Source organism: Streptomyces parvus, assembly GCF_014648875.1.
In the GTDB taxonomy this organism is placed as follows: domain Bacteria; phylum Actinomycetota; class Actinomycetes; order Streptomycetales; family Streptomycetaceae; genus Streptomyces; species Streptomyces parvus.
The window spans coordinates 743,159-763,750 of sequence record NZ_BMRY01000001.1; the positions used below are offsets into that span (position 1 = coordinate 743,159).

Annotated in this window: 16 protein-coding genes; 2 read left to right on the forward strand and 14 right to left on the reverse strand. The window is 72.1% G+C overall.

Features of this window, described 5'->3' with window-relative positions:
• Positions 1 to 51 precede the first annotated feature (51 nt).
• The 9 genes from IE140_RS03250 to IE140_RS03290 all read right to left on the reverse strand — a co-directional run bounded on the left by IE140_RS03250 (position 52) and on the right by IE140_RS03290 (position 10,597).
• On the reverse strand, positions 52 to 1,098 hold the full coding sequence (locus IE140_RS03250; RefSeq protein WP_032763652.1) for a BMP family lipoprotein: 1,047 nt from the start codon (positions 1,096 to 1,098) through the stop codon (positions 52 to 54).
• Positions 1,099 to 1,280: 182 nt separating this feature from the next.
• A complete protein-coding gene (locus tag IE140_RS03255; RefSeq protein ID WP_150197296.1) occupies positions 1,281 to 2,519 on the reverse strand; it encodes an amidohydrolase in 1,239 nt (412 codons plus the stop codon).
• 136 nt (positions 2,520 to 2,655) lie between these two features.
• Positions 2,656 to 3,597, reverse strand: coding sequence for a hypothetical protein (locus tag IE140_RS03260; RefSeq protein ID WP_150197285.1), 942 nt, complete (start codon positions 3,595 to 3,597; stop codon positions 2,656 to 2,658).
• A 13-nt stretch (positions 3,598 to 3,610) separates the two neighbouring features.
• Entirely contained in the window at positions 3,611 to 4,723 is a 1,113-nt protein-coding gene (locus IE140_RS03265; RefSeq protein ID WP_093444335.1) for a DUF3696 domain-containing protein, read from the reverse strand.
• Positions 4,720 to 5,889, reverse strand: a complete 1,170-nt coding sequence (locus IE140_RS03270; protein WP_093444334.1) for a DUF262 domain-containing protein — start codon at positions 5,887 to 5,889, stop codon at positions 4,720 to 4,722. Before IE140_RS03270 ends, IE140_RS03265 begins: the two co-directional genes overlap by 4 nt.
• Positions 5,890 to 5,932: 43 nt before the next feature.
• Entirely contained in the window at positions 5,933 to 6,964 is a 1,032-nt protein-coding gene (locus tag IE140_RS03275) for a hypothetical protein (RefSeq protein WP_150197287.1), read from the reverse strand.
• A 10-nt stretch (positions 6,965 to 6,974) separates the two neighbouring features.
• Positions 6,975 to 7,907, reverse strand: a complete 933-nt coding sequence (locus tag IE140_RS03280; protein ID WP_032763659.1) for an N-acetylneuraminate synthase family protein — start codon at positions 7,905 to 7,907, stop codon at positions 6,975 to 6,977.
• Positions 7,908 to 7,919: 12 nt separating this feature from the next.
• Positions 7,920 to 9,158: an acylneuraminate cytidylyltransferase gene (locus IE140_RS03285; RefSeq protein ID WP_032763660.1), complete on the reverse strand. Its 1,239-nt coding sequence runs from the start codon at positions 9,156 to 9,158 to the stop codon at positions 7,920 to 7,922.
• Between the two features lie 53 nt (positions 9,159 to 9,211).
• Positions 9,212 to 10,597, reverse strand: coding sequence for a DUF6716 putative glycosyltransferase (locus tag IE140_RS03290; protein WP_150197289.1), 1,386 nt, complete (start codon positions 10,595 to 10,597; stop codon positions 9,212 to 9,214).
• A gap of 208 nt (positions 10,598 to 10,805) precedes the next feature.
• Here IE140_RS03290 and IE140_RS03295 point away from each other — a divergent pair, with 208 nt between their 5' ends.
• Both IE140_RS03295 and IE140_RS03300 read left to right on the forward strand, forming a co-directional pair.
• Positions 10,806 to 11,789 carry a glycosyltransferase family 2 protein gene (locus IE140_RS03295; protein WP_150197290.1) on the forward strand — a complete coding sequence of 328 codons (984 nt, stop codon included), beginning with the start codon at positions 10,806 to 10,808 and terminating at the stop codon, positions 11,787 to 11,789.
• On the forward strand, positions 11,786 to 13,114 hold the full coding sequence (locus IE140_RS03300; RefSeq protein WP_150197292.1) for a polysialyltransferase family glycosyltransferase: 1,329 nt from the start codon (positions 11,786 to 11,788) through the stop codon (positions 13,112 to 13,114). The genes IE140_RS03295 and IE140_RS03300 overlap by 4 nt, the downstream gene beginning before the upstream one ends.
• A gap of 124 nt (positions 13,115 to 13,238) precedes the next feature.
• Here the strand turns inward: IE140_RS03300 and IE140_RS03305 are convergent, their stop codons facing one another.
• The 5 genes from IE140_RS03305 to IE140_RS03325 form a co-directional block, all read right to left on the reverse strand.
• Complete coding sequence (locus IE140_RS03305) at positions 13,239 to 14,339, reverse strand: acyltransferase (protein WP_150197294.1); 1,101 nt, start codon at positions 14,337 to 14,339, stop codon at positions 13,239 to 13,241.
• Between the two features lie 5 nt (positions 14,340 to 14,344).
• The gene (locus IE140_RS03310) at positions 14,345 to 16,702 is read right to left on the reverse strand and encodes a polysaccharide pyruvyl transferase family protein (RefSeq protein WP_189460040.1); all 2,358 of its coding nucleotides are present in this window, start codon (positions 16,700 to 16,702) and stop codon (positions 14,345 to 14,347) included.
• Positions 16,699 to 18,075, reverse strand: coding sequence for a tetratricopeptide repeat protein (locus IE140_RS03315; RefSeq protein WP_189460042.1), 1,377 nt, complete (start codon positions 18,073 to 18,075; stop codon positions 16,699 to 16,701). The genes IE140_RS03310 and IE140_RS03315 overlap by 4 nt, the downstream gene beginning before the upstream one ends.
• 69 nt (positions 18,076 to 18,144) lie before the next feature.
• On the reverse strand, positions 18,145 to 19,560 hold the full coding sequence (locus IE140_RS03320) for a polysialyltransferase family glycosyltransferase (protein ID WP_150195137.1): 1,416 nt from the start codon (positions 19,558 to 19,560) through the stop codon (positions 18,145 to 18,147).
• Between the two features lie 4 nt (positions 19,561 to 19,564).
• Complete coding sequence (locus tag IE140_RS03325) at positions 19,565 to 20,530, reverse strand: glycosyltransferase family 2 protein (RefSeq protein ID WP_032783104.1); 966 nt, start codon at positions 20,528 to 20,530, stop codon at positions 19,565 to 19,567.
• Between the last annotated feature and the right edge of the window lie 62 nt (positions 20,531 to 20,592).

Genomic DNA, 20,592 nt, shown 5'->3' on the forward strand with positions numbered 1-20,592 from the left:
GGCCGACGGGGCCCGACGGCCCGGGTGGGGCCGTCGGACTCAGGACCGTCCTTACGGAGCGGTCTTGACGGTGATCTTGCCGTCGATGATGTCCTGCTTGGCCTTGTCGACGGCCGCGATGACGTCCTTCATGTCGGCGAAGGCCGGGTTGGACATCGACAGGGCGACACCGTTCTTGTCCAGGCCGTAGCGGATCTCACCGGTCTGCGGCTTGCCGTCCTGGACCGACTTGATCAGGTTGAACACCGCGTCCTCGATGTCCTTCGTGACCGAGGTCAGGATGGACGCCTTGTAGGGCGCGAGACCCTTCTGCTGGTACTGGTCGGAGTCGACGCCGATGTTCCACTTGCCCGCCTTGGAGACGGCCTCAATGGCACCGGAGCCGGCCAGACCGGCGGCCGAGTAGATCACGTCGGCCTTCTTGTCGAGCTGGCCCTGGGCGGCGGCCTTGCCGAGGTCGGGCTTGGAGAAGCCACCGAAGTCCGGCGGCTGCGTCAGGTACTGCGGAAGCACGTTCACGGAGGCGTCGGTGTCCTTGACGCCCTGGACGAAGCCCGCCTCGAACTTCTTGATCAGCGGGGTCTCGACACCGCCGATGAAGCCGACCGTCTTCGACTTGGTGACCTTGGCGGCGGCGACGCCGGCGAGGTAGGAGCCCTGCTCCTCGTTGAAGACGATGTTGGCGATGTTCTCGCCGGTCACCGAGGCGTCGTCGATGATGCCGAAGGTGGTCTTCGGGAACTTCGGCGCGACCTTCTTGATGGCGGGAGCGTAGGCGAAGCCGACGCCGATGACCGGGTTGTTGCCGGAGCGGGCCAGCTCGGTGAGGCGCTGGACCTTGTCCGCGTCGCCCTCACCGTCGGAGGGCTCGGCCTCGGAGCCCTGGACGTCGAGGTCCTTCTCGGCCTTCTCGAGTCCGGCGTAGGCGGCGTCGTTGAACGACTGGTCGCCGCGGCCGCCGATGTCGTACGCGATGGCGGCCTTGTCGCCGTCGGAGCCGGAACCGGAGTCCGACGAGTTTCCGCCACACGCGGTGACGCTGAGAGCGAGCGCCGCGGACGCGATGCCCACGGTGGTGATCCTGGTGATCCGGCGCAAGGGGAGGCTCCTTCAAACCTGACCGAAGCGCCTCTTCCGGCGCTGGTTTCGCCGCGATCGTAACGCGCGTAGATGTCAGATAAGAGCACGTACGGAAGCCGTTATCGGATCGTCGCGAACAGAAGCCACCCACAAGGCGGCACAGGAGTCCACGAACGGACTACGAAGAGCGTGTCAACGCTTCACGAACGGCCGCCGTCGAGCAGGGCGGCCGCCGTGAACAGCTCGACCCCCACGGTGATGGCCTCTTCGTCCACGTCGAAGTTGCCGCGGTGCAGGTCGAGCCCGCGCGTGTCGCCCGGGGTCCGGACGCCGAGGCGGGCCATCGCGCCGGGCACCTGCTCCAGGTACCAGGAGAAGTCCTCGCCGCCGAGGCTCTGCTCGGTGTCCTCGATCGCATACGATCCGCGGCGCTCGGTCATCGCGGCGTCCAGCAGGCCGATGGACTCGGCGTCGTTCACCACGGGCGGCACGCCGCGCACGTAGTTGATGACGGTCTTGGCCCGATGCATTCCGGCCACCTCGTCCACGGCGGCGTGCACCAGGTCGGGGGCCTCGCGCCAGGCGTCCAGATTCAGGCAGCGGACGGTGCCGGACAGCTCGGCGTGCTGCGGGATGACATTGGGGGCGTGCCCGGTCTCCAGGCGGCCCCAGGTCAGGGCGAGCCCGGCGCGGGCGTCGACGCGGCGGGCCAGCAGCGCGGGCACGTCGACGGCGATCCGGGCAGCCGCGGTGACCAGGTCGGTGGTCAGGTGGGGGCGGGCGGTGTGGCCGCCGGGCCCGTCGAGGGTGATCTCCAGCCGGTCGCAGGCCGAGGTGATGGCCCCGATCCGCAGCCCGATCCGCCCGACGTCGACCTTCGGGTCGCAGTGGACGCCGATGATCCGGCCGACGCCCTCCAGCACCCCGGACTCGATCGCGTCGACGGCGCCGCCGGGCAGGACCTCCTCGGCGGGCTGGAAGATCAGCCGCACGGCGTTGGGCAGCAGCCCCTGCCGGTCGAGACCGGCGAGCACGAGGCCCGCGCCGAGGACGGTGGTGGTGTGGACGTCGTGCCCGCAGGCGTGCGCCCGGTCGGGCACGGTGGACCGGTAGGGCACACCGGCCTTGGTGTCCGGGATCGGCAGCGCGTCGATGTCCGCCCGCAGGGCCAGCATGGGCGTGACCCCGTCCCACTCCCCCACGTCACACATGAGCCCGGTCCCCACGGCGAGGACCTGCGGCTTCAGTCCGGCCTTCTCCAGCCGGTCCTTGATGGCGGCGGTGGTCCGGAACTCCTGGTTGCCGAGCTCGGGGTGCATGTGCAGATCCCGGCGGAAGGCGATCAGCTCCTCACGGAGTTCGTCACCGAGCCGGCCGGGCAGCGCACCCCCTCCGGGCTGGTCGGCCAGGCTGTGGGGGCGGGAGGCGCGGGACTTCAACTGGTTCACCTTATGAAGCGTAGGCCCCTCGGCCCCCCAACTGGCCATGGATCTAGGAAATTTCAGCCGTGCAGGCGAACAAAGTTCGGGTGAGGATGTGTGACGGAGGGTGGTTGCGGGTATACCCGTTCACTCCTCAGGTGGGCAAGTGGTCGACGAACACCCCCACCAAGATCCGACCGCCCAGGCGCTGGTCCGGCAGGCTGAAGTGGACGCGATTACGGTGGCGCTCCTTCTTGGCGTGCCACTCACATCGGTAGTCCTCGTCGCCGTGCCTGACGTCCCGCTGCTTCATGATCTTGGGCTTGGAACGCGTGCTGGGGCTCTCCGGAGACAGATTGAGACCATGGTGTCCCAGCTCAGCCTTGACGTCTGCAGGTTGTCCCGCATGCTTCGCCAGTGCGTTTCCGAAGTGATCGTGGACCACGGAGAGCACGCTGACGACCCAGTCGCGCATCTCGCCGTAGGTGCCGTCGAACCTACGGAAGGACAAGGAGTCAGCGAGGACGAGCCCCGGAAACGCCTCACGCGCCCGCTCGAAGAAGTCCTGCTCGTCAACGTCTTCCCGGCTGAAGAGCTCGCGCCAGAAGTTGGAGAGGGAAGACACGCCGGTCAGGAAGTACACGTCCTTCTTGATCTCGGGCGACGCGGCTGCTCCTCTCACGACGACCGGGTGCCAGCCATCGCGATCGGCCGTGGGAAACACGAGACAACCGATGTGATGTCCCCGTGTGGCGTGGAGCCAGGCATAGCCGACGGAGAGCGCGAAGACGGGCCCCTTGTCCGCCAGCTCCACCTCATCGGGCAGCCCTGCCGTCTCCGTGTCCCACTGCGGGCAGCGGTCCATCGTCCGGACCATCCTCAGCCGTGCGTCACGGCCTGCCCGAGGCGTCCCTCCCTCGTACAGGACGTCGTACAGCTCCTTTCCGGGGGCACACTCCGCTTCGGCCCACCAAGGTGAGACCGCGACCGTGTGGGTCTCGGTCAGTTCGGTCAGTTCGTCGGTGAACTCGTCGAGCAGATCTGTCAGACGTTCTTCGCTGAGGCCGCGGAAGTCGAAAGATGACTCGTCGACCACGAATCGGCCCTGCTCACCTGCCCCTGCGCCTGGCACGCGCCAGCCTCCCCAGGTCCCGTTCGATCTGGTCGAAAAAGCCCTCCGGCCAGTCGGTCAGTTCGCCCCTGGCGGTGAGTTCAAGGGGGACAGCCCCTGCCTCCCGCGCACCGAAGTAGTGGATCAGCGTGGCGTCCGGAGCGACCACACGGTCCTCGGCCACGGCGAGACGGATGCCGTTGAGCACGTGGTCGCTGTGCGTCTCCAGGATCACCTGGGCTCCCACACCCGCGACGCGCGCCAGGAAGCGTCCCAGCTGGGACTGCCCACCTGGATGCAGATGCGCCTCCGGATTCTCGACGATGAGCAGATCACCGGGCCGGGAGAGTAGTCCCGCCACGATGACAGGCAGGGCGTACGAGAATCCGAACCCCATGTTGGTGGGCCGGATCGCCTCGCTCAACAGTCCCGGTTCCCGGAACCGGATCGTGCTTGCCGTGATGCCCGGCGGCCACTGTGCGCTGATCTCGATCGGGCGGATGATGTCGGAAGCCCACATCTCGACCTGCGTACGGACAACGGTCACACCGTGAGTGGCTGCCGTGTCCGGATGCTGCAGTTCCTCGCGCACCGGCCTGCTCTCGTGCAAGGCCAGTACTTGGGCGGTGTACTCCCCTCGCACCCCGACCCCGAGAAGGTCCGGATGCTCCGCCGAAACGTCGAGCTGGTCCCGGGGGCCGAGTCGCTCGGCGCACAGGTAGGTGAACGTACTGCCGTCCCCGCTCAGTTCGGCCGGCGGATCATCGTGCGTGAGCGATGTGTCCAGGTAGAGCGCCTGTTCGTCCGGCACGGTGAAACGCATGTCGCAAACGTTCCGGCCGCCGTCGCACTCCAGGCGCACACCAATGACCGAGTCCGGCGCGTCGGGGTGCAGAACCTCGTGGGCCTCTCCGAGCGCCAAGCCGTACGGTCCGTTCAGCTGAACCACCTTGCGGACGGGAGCATCGGCGAATTGGCGGGCGAGGAGAAGCGTCTGGACGACCGTGCTCTTCCCTGTCCCATTGAGCCCGGTCAGCACGGTCAGGGGCCGCATGGCGAAGGAGGCGTGGGCGAAGCGTTTGAAGTGACTGATGGCCAATGAGGTGATCACCGACCGGCCTCCGCTGCCCTCTCCGTGGCCTCGAAGCGGTACATCACACGACGGGAGTCCCCGGTGGAGGACGTGATCGAGTCCAAGTACCGGTAGTCAACGGACATCAACTCACGTGCCGCAGCGACGATAGCCGGGGTCCTGCGGGTCAGGTCTCCCGGATCGTAATCGCACATCGTGATCGCCCACGCTTCGAAGAGCGCTCGGTTGATCGGGTATTTCCCTGCCTCAGGTCCCTGCGGCCATTTACGGAACGCTTGGTCGCCGAACACGTCCCGGGCGTTCTCCATCGCCCGCCGGAAAGCATCCGTCAGCCGCTCCACTGCAGTGTCGTCCACCTCGCTCACGTCGTCGAGCATGGTGGTAGTGCGCTGGAGGAAGGAGTCCATCGTTCCAAATTTGAGATAGCCCTCCGCCCCATGGAGCCAGAAGGCCGCGAAGCGCAGAGCCATCTCGCGGTCATTCATGCGGGTGTGGCCTCCGAGGCCGTTGGTGGCCTCGTTGAACTCAACCGTGGAGGTCATCGCCTTGAGGATCGAACGGCTACGGTCCTTGCTCATGCAATGCCGGATCTCTTGCGCGTTCAGCGGTGTGCCACCGGTGTTGATCCGCTTGAAGATGTCGTACATGACATCGGGGGGAGTAGTCGGGTCGATGACGTGGGCCATGATCTGCGCGTTGTTGATACGCCGCTTCCAGGGGGCCGGCAAGTCGTCGAACCGCTTCCCCTCCACGGTCCCCTTCAGGTACTCAAGGCCCTTGAGGACGAACCCCCTCTCGTCGCCTCCCCGAACGAAGTCATGGATCGTGGAAAGTCGCTGGAGTCCGTCGACAACCCGCATGTACCCGTCGGCGTCCTCTGCGAAATAGAACGCCGGCAACGGAATCTGCAGAAGCACGGATTCGATGAGACGGGACTTCTGTACGTGCTTCCATACCCGGCCGCGCTGAAAGTCTGGAGCGAGTTCGAGCGAGTCATCGTCGATCATGTCCAGGACGTTGCGCAACGAGAACTGCTTGGTATTCACCCTGATCTGCTCAGGGTTCCACGGCCGCTCGATCTCGGGGACGTCCTCGTCCTCGGTCTCCGCCTCGACGCCGGTCGGGGCGTCCAGGAAGTGTTCCTCCTTGACCTCAAGCGCTGCCGGATTCTGCGAAGTCGTCATGGTGCCGATCGTATCCGGGGCCCCACCGGAGGTGACAGCCGTCTCACGTCACCACCGACGTCAGCCGCTGCACCCCCCGCGCCGTCTCCGTGACCCCGCTCAGGAAGCCCTGGGCGCGCGGCGAGGCCGTGGCGCGGAGCCATTCCGGGGCGATGTCGCAGACCGCGACGTTCACGCCCGTGCCGGCCAGGGCCAGCGGGAGGGTGTGGACGACCGTGGAGGGGAAGCTGACGATCGTGCGGCCGATGGGGCCGCGGCGGGCGATCAGTTCCAGGGGGAGGTCCGGGCGGACTATCTCCAGGCCGGTGGCGGCTTCCAGGGCGTGGAGTTTCTCGGCGGACTCGCGGCGGTGGGCGAAGTAGCGGGTGGCGCCGTGGGTGCGGGCCAGGGAGGCCACCGCCTCCTGGTACGGGACGGGGTCGACGACGCCCGTCTCGACGAGGGAGGTGCCGACCAGGTCGGCGCCCTTGCCGATGGTGGGCGGGCCGAAGCGGGCCCGGGTCCAGGCGAAGGTGTTCGGGGTGACCGTGATGCCGGGCGGAGCCTCGACCGGCATCGCGGTGAACACCTCGACCGTGTGGCGGGCCGTCGGGGTGAAGCGGCGGCGGGCGGTGGCGGTGACCGGGGCCAGGACCAGTTCGCGCGGTCCCGTACGGCCCCGGCGGTGCCAGCGGGTCAGCCGTTCGCCGCGGGCCAGCTGGGCGACGAACTCCATGGTGGCCGTGCCGTCGTCGACCACCGTGAGGCGGTCGGCGCGGACCAGGGTCAGCAGGAGCTGGACGTAACGGGAGAACGGGTCGCCGATCACTATGTGGTCCGCGCGTCTGACCAGGCCGGCCAGGGCGCGCAGGGCCTTCAGGGGGGCGCCGGACTCGCCGCGCGCCTCCTGCCAGCGGACCGTGATGCCCTCGTCGCGGGCCAGCTCCGCCATCCGGCGCAGCTGACCGCGCGACATCGGGTCGACCGGGGGGAGGACGACGACCGTGGTGGCGGCCGGATCGTCTCCCCCCTGGGTGTGAACCCACTCCAGGACGTTCAGGAGCTGGACCGGGCTCTCGACGAAGGCGAGGTTCACCGGTCGGCGCTCAGACCGCGACCGGCTCGGGGGCCGGCGCGTTCTCGGTCTCGGCGACGACGCCCGCGACGCGGCGGAGCTTCTTCATCGGGCCGAGCTCGGACTCGTACACCTTCTTGACGCCGTCGCCGAGCGACTGCTCGATGGTGCGGATGTCGCGGACCAGGCGGGTCAGGCCCTGCGGCTCGACGGAGGCGGCCTGGTCGGAGCCCCACATGGCGCGGTCGAGGGTGATGTGGCGCTCGACGAAGGTGGCGCCGAGTGCGACGGCGGCCAGCGTGGTCTGGAGGCCGGTCTCGTGGCCGGAGTAGCCGATCGGGACGTTCGGGTACTCCTGCTGGAGGGTGTTGATGACCCGGAGGTTCAGCTCCTCGGCCTTCGCCGGGTAGGTGGAGGTGGCGTGGCAGAGCAGGATGTTGTCCGAGCCGAGGACCTCGACCGCGTGGCGGATCTGCTTCGGGGTGGACATGCCCGTGGAGAGGATGATCGTGCGGCCGGTGGCGCGCAGGGCGCGCAGCAGCTCGTCGTCGGTGAGGGAGGCGGAGGCCACCTTGTGGGCGGGGACGTCGAACTTCTCCAGGAAGGCGACGGCCTCGGTGTCCCACGGGGAGGCGAACCAGTCGATGCCGCGCTTGGCGCAGTGCTCGGCGATGGCGGTGTACTCGGCCTCGCCGAACTCGACGCGGTGGCGGTAGTCGATGTACGTCATCCGGCCCCAGGGGGTGTCGCGCTCGATGTCCCACTGGTCGCGCGGCGTGCAGATCTCCGGGGTGCGCTTCTGGAACTTGACGGCGTCGCAGCCGGCTTCGGCGGCGGCGTCGATCAGCGCGATGGCGTTGTCGAGGTCGCCGTTGTGGTTGATGCCGATCTCACCCGTGATGTAGACGGGGTTGCCGGGGCCGGCGGTACGGGTGCCGAAGGTGCGCAGGCGGGAGGTGCTCATGGTGGTGCTTCCTTACTTGGTGGGGACAGCAGGGGTGTTGGTGAGGGTGGGGCCGAGCAGCCAGGCCGCGATCTCGCGGATGGCGCCGTAGCCCCCGGGGGTGGTCGTGACGGCGCGCGCGGCGGCGCGTACCGAGTCATGGGCGCTGGCGACCGCGACGGGCCAGCCGGCGAGGGCGAAGCAGGGCAGGTCGTTGACGTCGTTGCCGACGTAGAGGACCCGGTCGGGTGCGATGGAGTGCTCGTCGCACCAGCGCTTCAGCGCCTCGTCCTTGCGGTCGATGCCGTGCAGGACGGGGATCCGGAGCTTGCGGGCGCGGGCCGCGACGACCGGGTTCTGCTCGGTGGAGAGGATCAGGAGGGGGACCCCCGCCTTGCGCAGGGCCGCGATGCCCAGGCCGTCACCGCGGTGGACGGCGACCGTCTCGCGGCCCTCGGAGTCGACCATGACCCGGTCGTCGGTCTGGGTGCCGTCGAAGTCCAGGACGACCGCGTCCACGTCCGCGAGGGAGGGCAGCGGGGAGGGGTCCAGGAGCGGGGCGAGCGCGCGGGCGCGGGCCAGGTCGTGCGGGTCGTCGATCTCCAGCACCCGCGCCGGGTCGGTGGGGACCAGGGCGGTGTGGCCGAAGAAGCGGTGGCGGTGGGTACGGAAGCCCGCCGCGTCCATCGCGTAGGCGGCGCCGGTCTCCAGGTAGTCCTGGGGGCGGTCCTGGCGGCGGGGGCGTACGGACTTGTCGTGGTTGACGCCGTACGTGCTCTCCTCGACCGCGTGCCCGTCGCGCCAGACGAAGCCGTGGAACGGGGCGACCGTGACGGCCGTGTCCGCGTCCTCGTGGGCGACCGCCCGGGCCACACCGTCGATGTCCTCGCGGGAGACGAACGGGCTGGTGCACTGGACGAGGAGGACCACGTCGACGGTGCGGGCCCGCTCGGCCTCGTAGACGTCCAGGGCGTGCAGGACGGCCGCTTCGCTGGTCGCGGTGTCGCCCGCGATGGCGGCGGGGCGCTCCACGCAGTGCAGCCGGTGGGCGGCGCGCAGGTCGGCGGCGGCGGTGCGGGCGGCCTCGGCGATCGCCCCGTCGTCGGTGGTGACGACGACGTCGGTGACCTCGGGGGCGCCGAGCGCGGCGCGGACGGCGCGGGCGACCAGGGGGATGCCGCCGACCTCGGCGAGGTTCTTGGCGGGGACGCCCTTGGACCCGCCGCGGGCGGGGATCACGGCGAGGACGGTCGGGGTCGGGGGCGGCTGCATCGCTGCTCCTGGTGTGGTGGCGGTTCCTGAGGTGGTCGAGGCCGCCGGCGTGGTCACAGGTCCCCCATCCGGCGGATCACCGGGGCGACGCGCTGGACGCCGTGGCGGTAGGCGCCGCGGGCCGCGTTGCGGACGGTCTCGCGGACCGCGCCCCGGACCCGGCCGGTCTCCTGCGGGGCGGCCGCGCCGGGCAGGGGCGTGCCGTCGGGCGCCAGGTGGTGGCGGCCGAGGATGCCCGGGAGGTAGCCGGGCGCGGTGGCGGGCGTGTAGTACGGGGCGAGCGGCGGGAGTTGGCCCTTGTCGAGGAGGGCCGTGACCTTGGCGCGGGCGGTGTCGTAGGCGGTGCCGTACGAGCCGTCGGCGGCGACGCCCTGGCCCGCCACCCACTCCGCGTCCGGCCGGGGCCGGGTCCCGCCGTCGAGCCGGTCCCAGGAGGTGAGGAGCCCGGAGCCGACGAAGTGGTGGTTGCCGAGCGCCTCGCGGACGCCGAGGTCGGTGAGGATCGCGGTCGGGATGCGGCGGTGCAGGGACTCCAGCGCGGCGGTCGAGGAGACCGTGACCAGGAGGTCGGTGCGGTCCAGCACCTCGCCCATGTGCCCGTACACCAGGCGGAAGTTGGGCGGAAGGCCGCCGGGCAGCCGCTGCGCGAGCTTCTGGTAGGGCAGTTCCTCGATGTGGGTGGTGTGCTCGCCGGGCTTGGAGCGCAGCTTCAGCAGCACTTCGCGGCGCGGGTGCAGCCGGGCGTGCTCGACGAGCCGGCGGAGCAGGTACGTCCGGTCGGCACGGGAGGCCGGTACGGAGGGCTGGGCGGCGAACACCACGGTGTCGCGGCCCTCTTCGGGGCTGTACGGGGCTCCGCCCAGGAAGGGCAGGGCGGCCTCGGTGACGGCCGACGCGTCCGCGCCCACCCCCTCGTACACCGCGCGGAAACGTTCCGCGTCGTGGGCCGAGTTGGCGAGGACGACGTCCGCCCCGTGGCGCAGCAGGAGGCCGTCGGCGAGCTTCTCGTAGACGACGCCGACGTATCCGGTGACGACGACGGGCCGGCGCGGGAGGTCCAGCGCGGCGATGCCGTGCAGCACGGCCTGGACGCCGCCGCCGACGAGGGCGAGGACGACGAGGTCGAAGCCTTCGTCGCGCACGGCGTGCAGGAACTCGACGGCGGTGACTTCACGGACCCGTGTGGCGTCGATGCCGACCTCGCCGACCTCCGCGAGCTGGCGGGGTGTCGGGGTGGCCCGGCCGCGCAGCAGCAGCCCGCTGACCTCGACGGGGCGCGCGTCCTGTCCGTCCCCGGCGGCCTCGGCGGTCAGGCGGCGCGCGGTGAGCGCACCCCATTTCCACCGGGTGTCGGAGTCGGCGAGGACGGCGACCCGGAGCGCCGGTCGGGCGGCGGGGGTCTCGGCCGGTTCGGCCTCATGGCTGGTACGTGGGGGCACGTCGAAGAAGTTAGGAAGGCATTTCGATGAGCGGCCCAACGCGATGGCAACAGATGGTTAACAGCGAGCCGACGATTGGGGGACCGCCCCGAAAAGACCCTCAATTTCCGTCCGGGAAAAGGTGATTCACCTGAGCGTCGGCCGTTGTTCACCTACTGGGCGCATTGCGGAAAAGGAATGGGCCAGGGCCGCACCTAACGTGATGCGCGTGGTTAAGCTCTCCGTCATCGTGCCGTTCTTCAACGTGCAGACCTACGCGCCCGACACCCTGAGAAGTCTGCGGGCCAACGCCCGCGAGGACTTCGAGTTCCTGCTCGTCGACGACTGTTCGACCGACGGAACGCTTCCGCTGCTGCGCCGGGCAGCGGACGGGATCCCCGGGGCCGTCCTGCTGCGACACGAGGTGAACGGCGGTCTGGCGGCCGCGCGCAACACCGGTCTGGACGCCGCCCGCGGCGAGTACATCGCCTTCCTGGACGGCGACGACTGGCTGGCCCCCGGCCACTACGAGCGGCTGGTGGGCAGGACCGAGGCGCTCGGCTGCGACTTCGTGCGCACGGACCACGTGCAGGTGAACGGCAGGGCGCGCACCGTACACCGGGTTCCGCACGGGCCGCACGGTGTGGTGAGCGATCCCCGGGCCGCGATCCTGCCCGCCCACCGCACCACGTCGGTGGACTACGCGTTCGCCTGGGCGGGCCTCTACCACCGGCGGCTGCTGGACCGGGGGCTGCTGCACTTCACCGACGGGCTGCGCACGGCGGAGGACCGGCCCTGGATCTGGCGACTGCACCGGGAGGCGGAATCCTTCGCCTCCGTGGGGCTGCTCAGCCATTTCTACCGGCGCGGGGTGGCGACTTCCCTCACCCGGATCGGCGATGTGCGCCAGCTCGATTTCCTGCGCGCATTCGACCAGGTGATCGCGGAGACCGCCGCCGACCGCGAGGCGGAGGTGTTTCTGCCGAAGGCCGTACGGACGTACTGCGCGATCATCGCCCACCATCTGGGTGACCTGGACAAATTCGAACCGGCCGTCGCCCGTGAACTGAAAGCGCGCGGCGCCGCGGCCCTGGGCCGTCTGCCGCAGCGGCTGCTGGACGAGGCGCTGGACGCCATGGACGTGACACGGGCGACCCGGGTGCGCAGGCTGCGCCGCCGCCCGGCCGCCACGAAGGAGGCCTCGGCCGCATGACCATCCGGATCTTCCACGCCTCCTCGCCCGGGGCGGCGGTGCTGCTCGCCGCGGCCATAGACGCGGGCTGCTTCACCGAGCCCGACCGCCGGATCCTGCTGCTGTCCCGGACCGGTCCCGCCCCGGAGGCCGTCGCCGACGTCTCGGAGTCCGCCGGGTTCGAGCGGCTGCGCACCCGGTTCGACGCGGTGCTCTCGTGGAACGACGCGATCACCCCCTTCCACCCGGACGGCTGGAACCCACGGGCGGACGACGCGCCGCTGTGGGAACGCCACTTCCGGCGGGCCTGGGGGCTCGGCGAGGAGGAGCTGGAGCTCGTCGTCGGCTCCCCGCACGCCGGCCCCGCCCGGGCCCTGACCCAGGTGTTCGCGGGCACCCCGGTCGATGTGTACGCGGAGGGGCCCGGCGCGTACGGCCCGACCGGGGAGAAGATCCCCCCGCTGACCGGGATCCGGGTGCGGCGGCTGCTCCATCCGGACCTGGTCGCCGGGGTGCGCCCGCTGCTGCTCGGCGAGTACGGCGTCGAGCCGCGCACCGTCCCGGCCGAGGCGATCACCAAGGTCGTCGCCGAACTCGCGGACGCGGATGTGGCGTTGCCCGCCGTCGAGGAGGCCGCGCTGCTGCTCGGGCAGGATCTCGCCGGGGCCGGGCTGATACCGGCGGCCGACGAGGCGGAGCTCCGGCGGGAGATGGTGCGCGGGGCGGTGGCACTCGGTCACACCCGGCTGGTGTACGCGCCGGATCCGTACGCCCCCTGGGAGAGCCCGGCGCCGGTGCGCGCGGAGGCGGACCGGCTGGGCGTCGAACTGACGGTCCTGGACGGCCCGTTGCCGGTCCCGGCCGAGGTGCTGGTGCACCGGCTGCGGCCCGCGCTGGTCGTGGGCTGCACCTCGGCGGCACTGTTCGGGGCGGCCCGGTTCCACGGCCTGCCGGTGGCGGCGGTCGGCACGGGGCTGCTGCTGGAGCGCCTGACCCCGTACGAGAACCCGCAGCGGACGGCGGCAACGCTGGCGGATGCGGTGCTGCCCGGGGTGGGCGATGGGGAGGCGGCGCCGGACGAGAAGCCGGCGGCGGAGCTGGACGGTCTGCTGGCCGCCGTCGCCTTCGCGATGCGGCCGAAGGTGCGCTCCGATCTGCGCCCGGCCGCCGAGCGCTACCTCGCCGCGCATCTGGACAGCCGCACCTGGCGCTACTTCAAGCGCCGCCGCCTGGCCTCGCTCGCGCTGCCCGGAGTGGTCCCGGCCCGGCTGGCGTTCCTGCGCTCGAACCCGGCGCTGCGCCGGGTGGTCCGGCGGGCGCGAGCACTGCGGGGCGGGAGGGGCTGAAGCCCTGGTCGGCGTTCGCGTCGGCCGGGGCGCGGGAGGGCTCACGCTCGGGCCGGGGCGCGCGGCGCTCACGCCCGGGCCGGGGCGCGCGGGGGGTCACGCCTCGGCCGGGGGAGCGGGGCGCTCAGCCCAGGACCTTGCTCGCCCCCGCCCGCCCCCACAGCAGGGCCGCACCGAACGACAGGGCCGTCGTGGCCGCCGTGATCCCGACCACGAGCGCCACGGCGGCCGGGCCGCCCAGGTCCGCCCGGACGAAGGCGTCGGTGAGGACTCCGAGCACGAGGACGTGCACCAGGTAGGCCCCGAACGACGCCTCGGACAGCCGGGCCAGCGCGGGCCGCATCCGCTCCGGGACCCGCACGCCGTGCAGCGACACGAGGACCCCGCAGCTGAACAGGGCCACCAGGACGTGCGCGTACGGGATCGCGTAGTGCACCTCGTGCTGGTACGCGATCACCCCGGCGAGTCCGCCCGCCGTGAGCAGCAGCCAGGGCCACCGCCGCCTGCCGAACGCCCCGGCCGGGGCGGCGAGGAGCAGCGCCCCGAGCACCGCGTAGATCAGCTGGTACGGGGCGAACGCCCAGCCGAAACGCGGCAGTTCGCGGCCGGTCGCCTCCGCCAGATCGCCAAGGAACGACGGGGCGGACGCCAGCACGAGCAGGACCGCACCGAGGCCCCACGGCCGCTTGCCCGCCCGGACCAGGACGACCAGCCCCAGGACCATGATCACGGGGAGGTAGGCGTACAGGTACCAGAGGTGGTAAGCCGGGCGGACCGAGGCGAACAGGGAGTCCAGGGCGAGCCCGCGGACCGGGTCGTCGTTGGTGTCACGGAGCTTGCCCCACGCGAGGTAGAGCGCGGTCCAGACGGCGAGCGGCACCACGATCCGCACGATGCGCCGCCGCAGCCGTGCGCCGTCCTTGGGCGGGGCCCCGACCAGGACCACCCAGCCGGCGATGGCGAAGAAGAGCGGCACGGCGAAGCGCCCGGCGGAGTCGGCGGTCAGCCCCGCCCAGTAGGTGCCGGGCCCCTCCGCCGCCGTACGGCCCACGGTGTTCACGAACGCCGAGCCGGTGTGGAGGCCGATGACGGCGACCGAGCAGAGCAGCCGGACGAGGTCGATGTCGTAGCGGTGCCCGGCCCGGCCGGGGCGCGGTGTCTCCGGGGCCGTCGCGGCGGGAGCGGGTGCGGGTGCGGCGGCCGAGGCGGGGGGTGTGGTGGACATGGTCCTCAGGGGGTGGGCGGGGTGGTGCGGAGGGAGGGGGCGGGGCGGTCCTCGCCGGTGGCGGACCGGGGCGCGGGGACCACGGGGCCGGCGACCGGTCCCGGTTCGCCGAACGGGTCGGGCAGACCGGTGAGTTCACGCAAGCCCGCGAGGTTGTCCCGGGTCACGGACCACAGCGTCCGCTGCCGGTCGTGGACGTCGGCCACCGCCGCCGGATGGTCGGCCAGCACCGCGAGGGCCCGCTCCGCGAGCCGGGCGCCGAGGGCCCGTTCGTGGACGGAGACGCCCCAGTCGGGCCGGTCGATGTCGGCGAGGAAGTAGGCCAGTTTGGGGTGCGAGACCAGGCTGATGATCGGGGTGCCGCAACCGAAGGGGATCATCCCGGCGTGCCCGCGCATCCCGATCACCAGCCGGGCGCGCCGGTAGAGGTCGCGGATGGCGTCGTTGGAGAGCAGGTACAGCGGCTCCACGGGGAGGGTGAGTCCGTGCTCGCGGCGCAGATCGTCGACGAAGCGTTCGTCGGCGGGCATGTGGGCGGCGTAACGGACTTCAGCAGCGGCCGACATGGCCCGGATCGCTGCCGCCATCTCCGCGAGGAAGTGCCCGTAGTCGTGGCCGAAGCGGAGTCCGGCCCGGTCGTAGGCGCAGTTGAGGAGCACGGTGTCCTCGCGTACCGCCGGTTCGGCGAGGCGGGGGTCGAGGTGGCGGGCGACCGTGGTGGGGCAGGGCTGGTAGCGCACCTTCTCGCGGAGGGAGGCGGGCAGCAGTTCGCGGACCCGGGCGACGGAGCCGTGGTTGCGCAGCCCGAAGAACGCGGACCGCTCGACCAGGGCTTGCAGGGAGGCCGCGAACCGCTCGCGCCGGTAGCGCTGGCCGTCGAAGACGTTGTAGCCGACGGCGAAGACCGCCAGGGGGGCGGTGATCCGGGCGAGCACGTCGTCGGGGATGTTCCACTGCCAGCCGCTGTTGCCGTTGGGCGCGGTGTCGGGGAGGAAGAGCCCGCCACCGCCGACGATCACGGCCCGCCGGGCGTTGAGGCGTTCGAGGCCGGCCTCGTCGACGAGCAGGTGTGCGTGCTGCTGGTGCCAGCTGTCGGGGCCGGTGTCGGCGGTGAAGCAGCTGCGGACCGCTTCGGGCAGCACCTTGTCGCCCGCGTTCTCCTCCCCGTCCGCGAACAGGGCCACGTGGGCGAGCTGTTCGCCTGCCGGGATGTCGGGCGAGGTGGCGCCGGCCGTGACCATCTCCGACGTACGGGCGTACCAGGCGCGGCAGTTGGCATCGGTCGGATCGGTCTCCAGACCGGCGAGCGCGTACCCCCGGGCGTCCGACGTGCGGCCCAGCAGCCAGGCCAGCCGGGCGAGTTGGCCGTACGCGCGCGGGGCGAAGTCCGGGGACGCGGTCGCCAGGAGGAGGTGCGTCTCGGCCTCCTCGTACCGCGACAGCGCCATCAGGCAGACCCCGAGCGTCTCGTGGCAGCGCGGCAGGTCGGGGCGGCCCGCGACGGCCTCCCCCAGCAGGGCGACGGCCCGGTCGTGGTGTCCGCGCCCCCGGTGGATCTCGGCGAGCTGCCGGACCAGGTCGATCGGCGGCCGGGGCCCGTCGGGGAACGGGAGCGCGAGGTGCAGCAGCAGGTCGGGGTGTTTCGCGCCGGGGAGGGCGAGGTAGGCGGCGCGGAACGCCTCGTCGTCCAGGTCGAAGCGCGCGCGGGCGGCGTGGGCGGGGCCGCCGCGCACCGTGGGCGCGTCGGCGAAGTTCAGGACGACGACATCCTCGGGGACCGCCAGGTCGTCGCCGAGCCGCAGGGCACGGAAGTCGTACCGGGAGTCCAGGGGTACGAGGAGGCTCTCCGGGATGTCCCGCGGGGCGGCGGCGGCGGGTACGGAGTGGTCGGCGTCCTGGGCCTGGATCACCAGGAGTCCGTCGTCGGGGACGCCGTTGCGCGGGTCGGGGACACCGTCCGGACCGGGGCGCGGCACGGCGGCCACGCCCGTGCGGAGTCGCAGCAGCGGGTCGAGGCTGCCGAGGACGATCAGGGAGGGGGCGAGGGCGATGACGGTGTCGTAGCCGTCGAGGCGGAAGACGTCGTGGCGTCCGTCGGCCGTGCGCGGGATCAGCCGGGGGTGCAGCCGGTGGGCGGCGTCGAAGGAGGCGTCCGGGAGGCCGGGGTGCAGGACGACGACGTCCTCGCAGAGAGCGGGGCCGGTCAGCACGAGGCTGCGCAGGAGGGCCTGGAGCCCGGGCAGTTGGCCCGCGTCGGCGACGTACACGGCGAAGGCGATGCGGCGCTTCCCGGTGACGGCGCGGCGGTCGTCGGCGGGGTCGGCCGGGACCGCAGGGCTCGTCCGGGGCTTGGGGGTCGTCATCTCAGGGTGATCCTCACTGCGGTGTCGTCCGTGGTCCCGGTCCGCGCCCCGATCCACTCCCGCTCGCGCGGGGGCAGGGCAGCCGGTCCTTCGAACCCGATGAGGTCCACCCGGGCGGCGGTGCCCAGGAAGTCGAGGAGCCGCAGCACGGTGTACGCGGTGCTCGCGGGCCCGTCCGCGTCCGCCGCCTCCGCGAGCAGGGCCGGATCGTGCAGCGGGCGGCGCAGCGTGGCGTCGCCGATGCGGTCCTGGGCGCCGGGAACGAGGCGGCTGCGCAGGGCGAGCCGCCAGTGCGGGAGCGGGTCGCCGAAGACCAGCCGGGCGGTGGCCCTGCGGTCCCACCGGGGGCCCTTCCACGGGGAGTCGCCGCGCAGGGTGACGGCGTGCAGATCGGTTCGGGCGGTGGGGGCGGCGTGGCGTACGGCGTCGCAGCGCACGACGAGGTCGTAGCCCTCGATGAGGGCGGCCAGGGAACTGCCGGGCCGCTGTTCCTGCTCGGCGGTGTGCGGTGTGTCGGCGACCAGGCACACGGTCCGGTCCGCGAGGAACCGGCGCAGCCCCGGTACGCCGATGGGTTCGGCCCCGCCGAGCAGCGGGTCGGCCATCAGGTCGCGGTCCGAGAGCCGGCGGTGCTCGGCGTAGAGGGCGGCGAGCCGGCGTACGGCCGGGTCGGCGGCGCCGCGTTCGGTGGTGCGGAGCCGGACGAGTTCGGTGAAGGCGGCGCGGGCCTCGGCGGCGGGGAGCCGGCGGGAGAGCCGGACGGCCCCGGCCCCGGCCGCACCCCCACCGCCCCCGCCCCTGTCCTCTTTCCCGTCCCGGGCCTCTTCCCCGTTCCCGACCAGCGCCAGCGCCTCGTCGATGCGGTCGCCCGCCGCGCGGAGGGTGGCGATGCGGCGTTCGACGTCACGGGAGGCGGCGGTGTTCTGCTGGAGCGCGAGGTGGCGTTCGTACGCGGTGATCGCCTCCTCGCTCCGGCCGAGCGCGTCCAGGGCGTTGCCGCGCAGCCGCCAGGCGCCCTTGGAGCGGGCGCGCAGGGCGGTCGCCTCGTCGGCGAGGGCCAGGGCGAGCCGGGCCCCGGCGTCGCCGCCGCTGTCCAGGGCCTGCTGCCCGGTCCGCAGCAGCGCGTCGAAGGCGTCGGCGCCCGGGGTGGAGCACGCGGTTGTCAGGGCGCCGATCGACGCGATGAGCCGGGTGCGGCGGGCGTCGGTGAGGGGGCCGGACGCGGCGAGGGCGGCGAGGTGGTCGCCGCAGTGCCGCAGGGCGGCCAGGAGCCCCGGGTCCGGTCCGTCGCCGGGGCGGGCCCGGGTCTGCGTGCCCGGCCGTCCCGCTATCGCACGTACTGACGTGAGCAGCCCGGTGAGGGTCTGGCCCATGCTCGTTCCGCCGTTCTGTGAGTCGGACGCCGGCACCGGGGGGTTTTCGGGCCCCGGTCCGGCCCCGGGTCAGAGGCCCAGGGTGCTGCGGGTGCGCCGTACGGTGCGGCGCAGCCGGACCGCCGCGCCCCGGGGGCCGCCGCCGGGCAGGGTGAGGCTCTGGAGGCGGCGGCGCTTGAAGTAGTGCTGGGTGGTGGGGTCGAGGTGTTCCCGCAGCCAGGCCTCGGCCTCGGGGCGCAGCCCGGGGTTGAGCTTGGCCTGCATGCAGTAGCCGACGGTCCGCACCAGCGGGGCGAGGGTGTCGGGCGCGTTGCGCGGCAGGCGGGGAATCTCCCCGGCACCCTGCGCATCCGGGCCTCCCTGCGCATCCGGACCTCCCCGCGCGTCCAGGTCGGGCACGAGGTGGTCGGTGATCGTCAGCGGGATGCGGTTGCTGTTCTCGTACGGGGTGATCCGGTCGAGGACCAGCCGGGTGCCGACGCGGGCGACGGGGATGCCGTAGTAGGCGGCGGCGGTGAACATCGCGGTGGAGAAGCAGCCGACGACGAGGGTCGGCGCGCACCGCTCGTACAGCGTCTCGGCGAGCAGCGGGCTGTCCAGCGTGGTGAGCCGTACGCCGAGTTCGGCGGCGGCCTCGTCCAGGGCGCGGGAGTAGCGGGCCGGGGCGGTGGGGTGCGGCTTGAAGAGGATGGAGGTGTGCCCGGCGCGGGCGGCTCCGCGCAGCATCCGGATGTGCAGCTCCTCTTCCTCCTCCGGGGTGAGGATGGTGAGGGCGGCGAGGTACTGGCCCAGCAGCATCGCGGTGGGGGCGGCGGCCTCGGCGGCGGCGAGCCCCCGGTCGCCCTCGGCCGCCGCGGCGATCTCGGAGAGGACCGCGCGGAAGGCGTCGTCGGGGACGAGTTCGGGTTCGACGCCGGCCTCGGCGAGGAGGAGCGGGCGGAGCCAGGTGACCAGGTCGAGGTGGAGGACGCGCCGGATGCGGCAGGCGATGGACTGGGGCATCCGGTTGCGGGTGGGGCCGTAGCTCATCAGGCCGTCGGCGTAGACGTGGACGGCGCTCTCGGAGAAGATCGCGGCGAGCGCGCGGGCCGGGTTGACCTGGATGGACTCGACGGCGAGGTCGACGGGGGCGTCGGGGGCGATGTCCCAGGCGAGGCGGAAGGCCCGCTGCCACAGGACGGTCTCCTCGGAGCGGGGGCCCCAGCCGCTGGGGTGGTGCGGGCTGATGGCCTCGTTCCAGTCGACGACGGCGTCGAAGCGGGCGGCGAGGGATCCGTAACCGCGCATCTCCTCCAGGCGCAGGGCGGTCTCGGGGACGGCCGCGTTGTTGGAGACCAGCAGGATGCGGTGGCTGTCGGTGGCCCGGCCGAACTGTCCGGCGTCGAGCGCGGCGGCGAGGGTGGCCGCGCCGTACAGGGTGGAGACCTGGAAGATCTGGGTGCGCGGGGGCGTACGTACGGGAGTGGCTGCGGGGGTGGCGGTCATCGGGTCAGGCGGCCTTCTGCTTGGTGCGCAGACGGCTGAGCAGCGTGCCGCGCTTGTCGTCGATCATCGTCAGGGTGCGGTCGAGCACGTCCTGCGGCATCCGGCCCAGCGCGGCGGTGGACTCGGCGCGCAGCTTCCGGGCGGTGGCGGGCTCGTAGTCGTCGGCCTTCTCGTTGTGGAAGGCGATCATCGCGCAGTAGGTACGGACGGCCTTCGGCAGCAGGGCGTCCGCGTCCCGGTCGGCGCGCAGCTGGTCGAGCAGCGTGTCGTAGGAGGCGAAGAAGTCGAGCTGGCGGGCGTCCTTGATCTGGGTCAGGGAGGTGGTGACCCCGCGCCGGTAGAAGATGCCGTACAGACCGAGCGCCGCGTAGGTGCGGGCGCGCAGATGGAGCTGCCAGATCCACAGCCGGTCCTCGGCGGTGCGCAGTTCGGTGGCGAAGCGCTGGGCGCCGTCCGCGAAGAGCCGCCGGTGGTAGATCCCGGCCCAGACGAACGGGTAGTCGACCATGGTCTCGCGCTCGGGAGCGCCGATGCCGTCGCGGGGGTCGAGCAGGGTGTCCCGGAGCGGGGCGGGGGCGCGCCGTACGACGCGGGTGGTGCCGGTGGACTGGACGTGGTCGGTGCGGGCGAAGTCGCAGTCCAGGTCCTCGGCGGCGCGCACGAGCCGGCCGAGATGGCCGGGGGCGTACCAGTCGTCGCCGTCGAGGAAGGTGAGGTAGTCGCCCTCGGCGGCGTCGATGCCGCTGTTGCGGGCGGCCGCGATGCCGACGTTCGTACCGTGTCTGATCACCCGGGCGCGCGGCAGCCGCTCGGCCCAGTGGTCGACGATCTCCTGTGTGCCGTCGGTGGACGCGTCATCGACCAGCAGGAACTCGATGTCCGGGTCCGCGTTGCGGGCCAGACTGCCCAGCGTGGTCGGGGCGTAGGCCGCGACATTGTGGAGCGGTACGACAACGGACAGTTTCGGCACGCGCGCCCTCACCTTCGATCATGGTCCCGACAACGTAGTGAGACCGCGGAAGGATCGGGTGA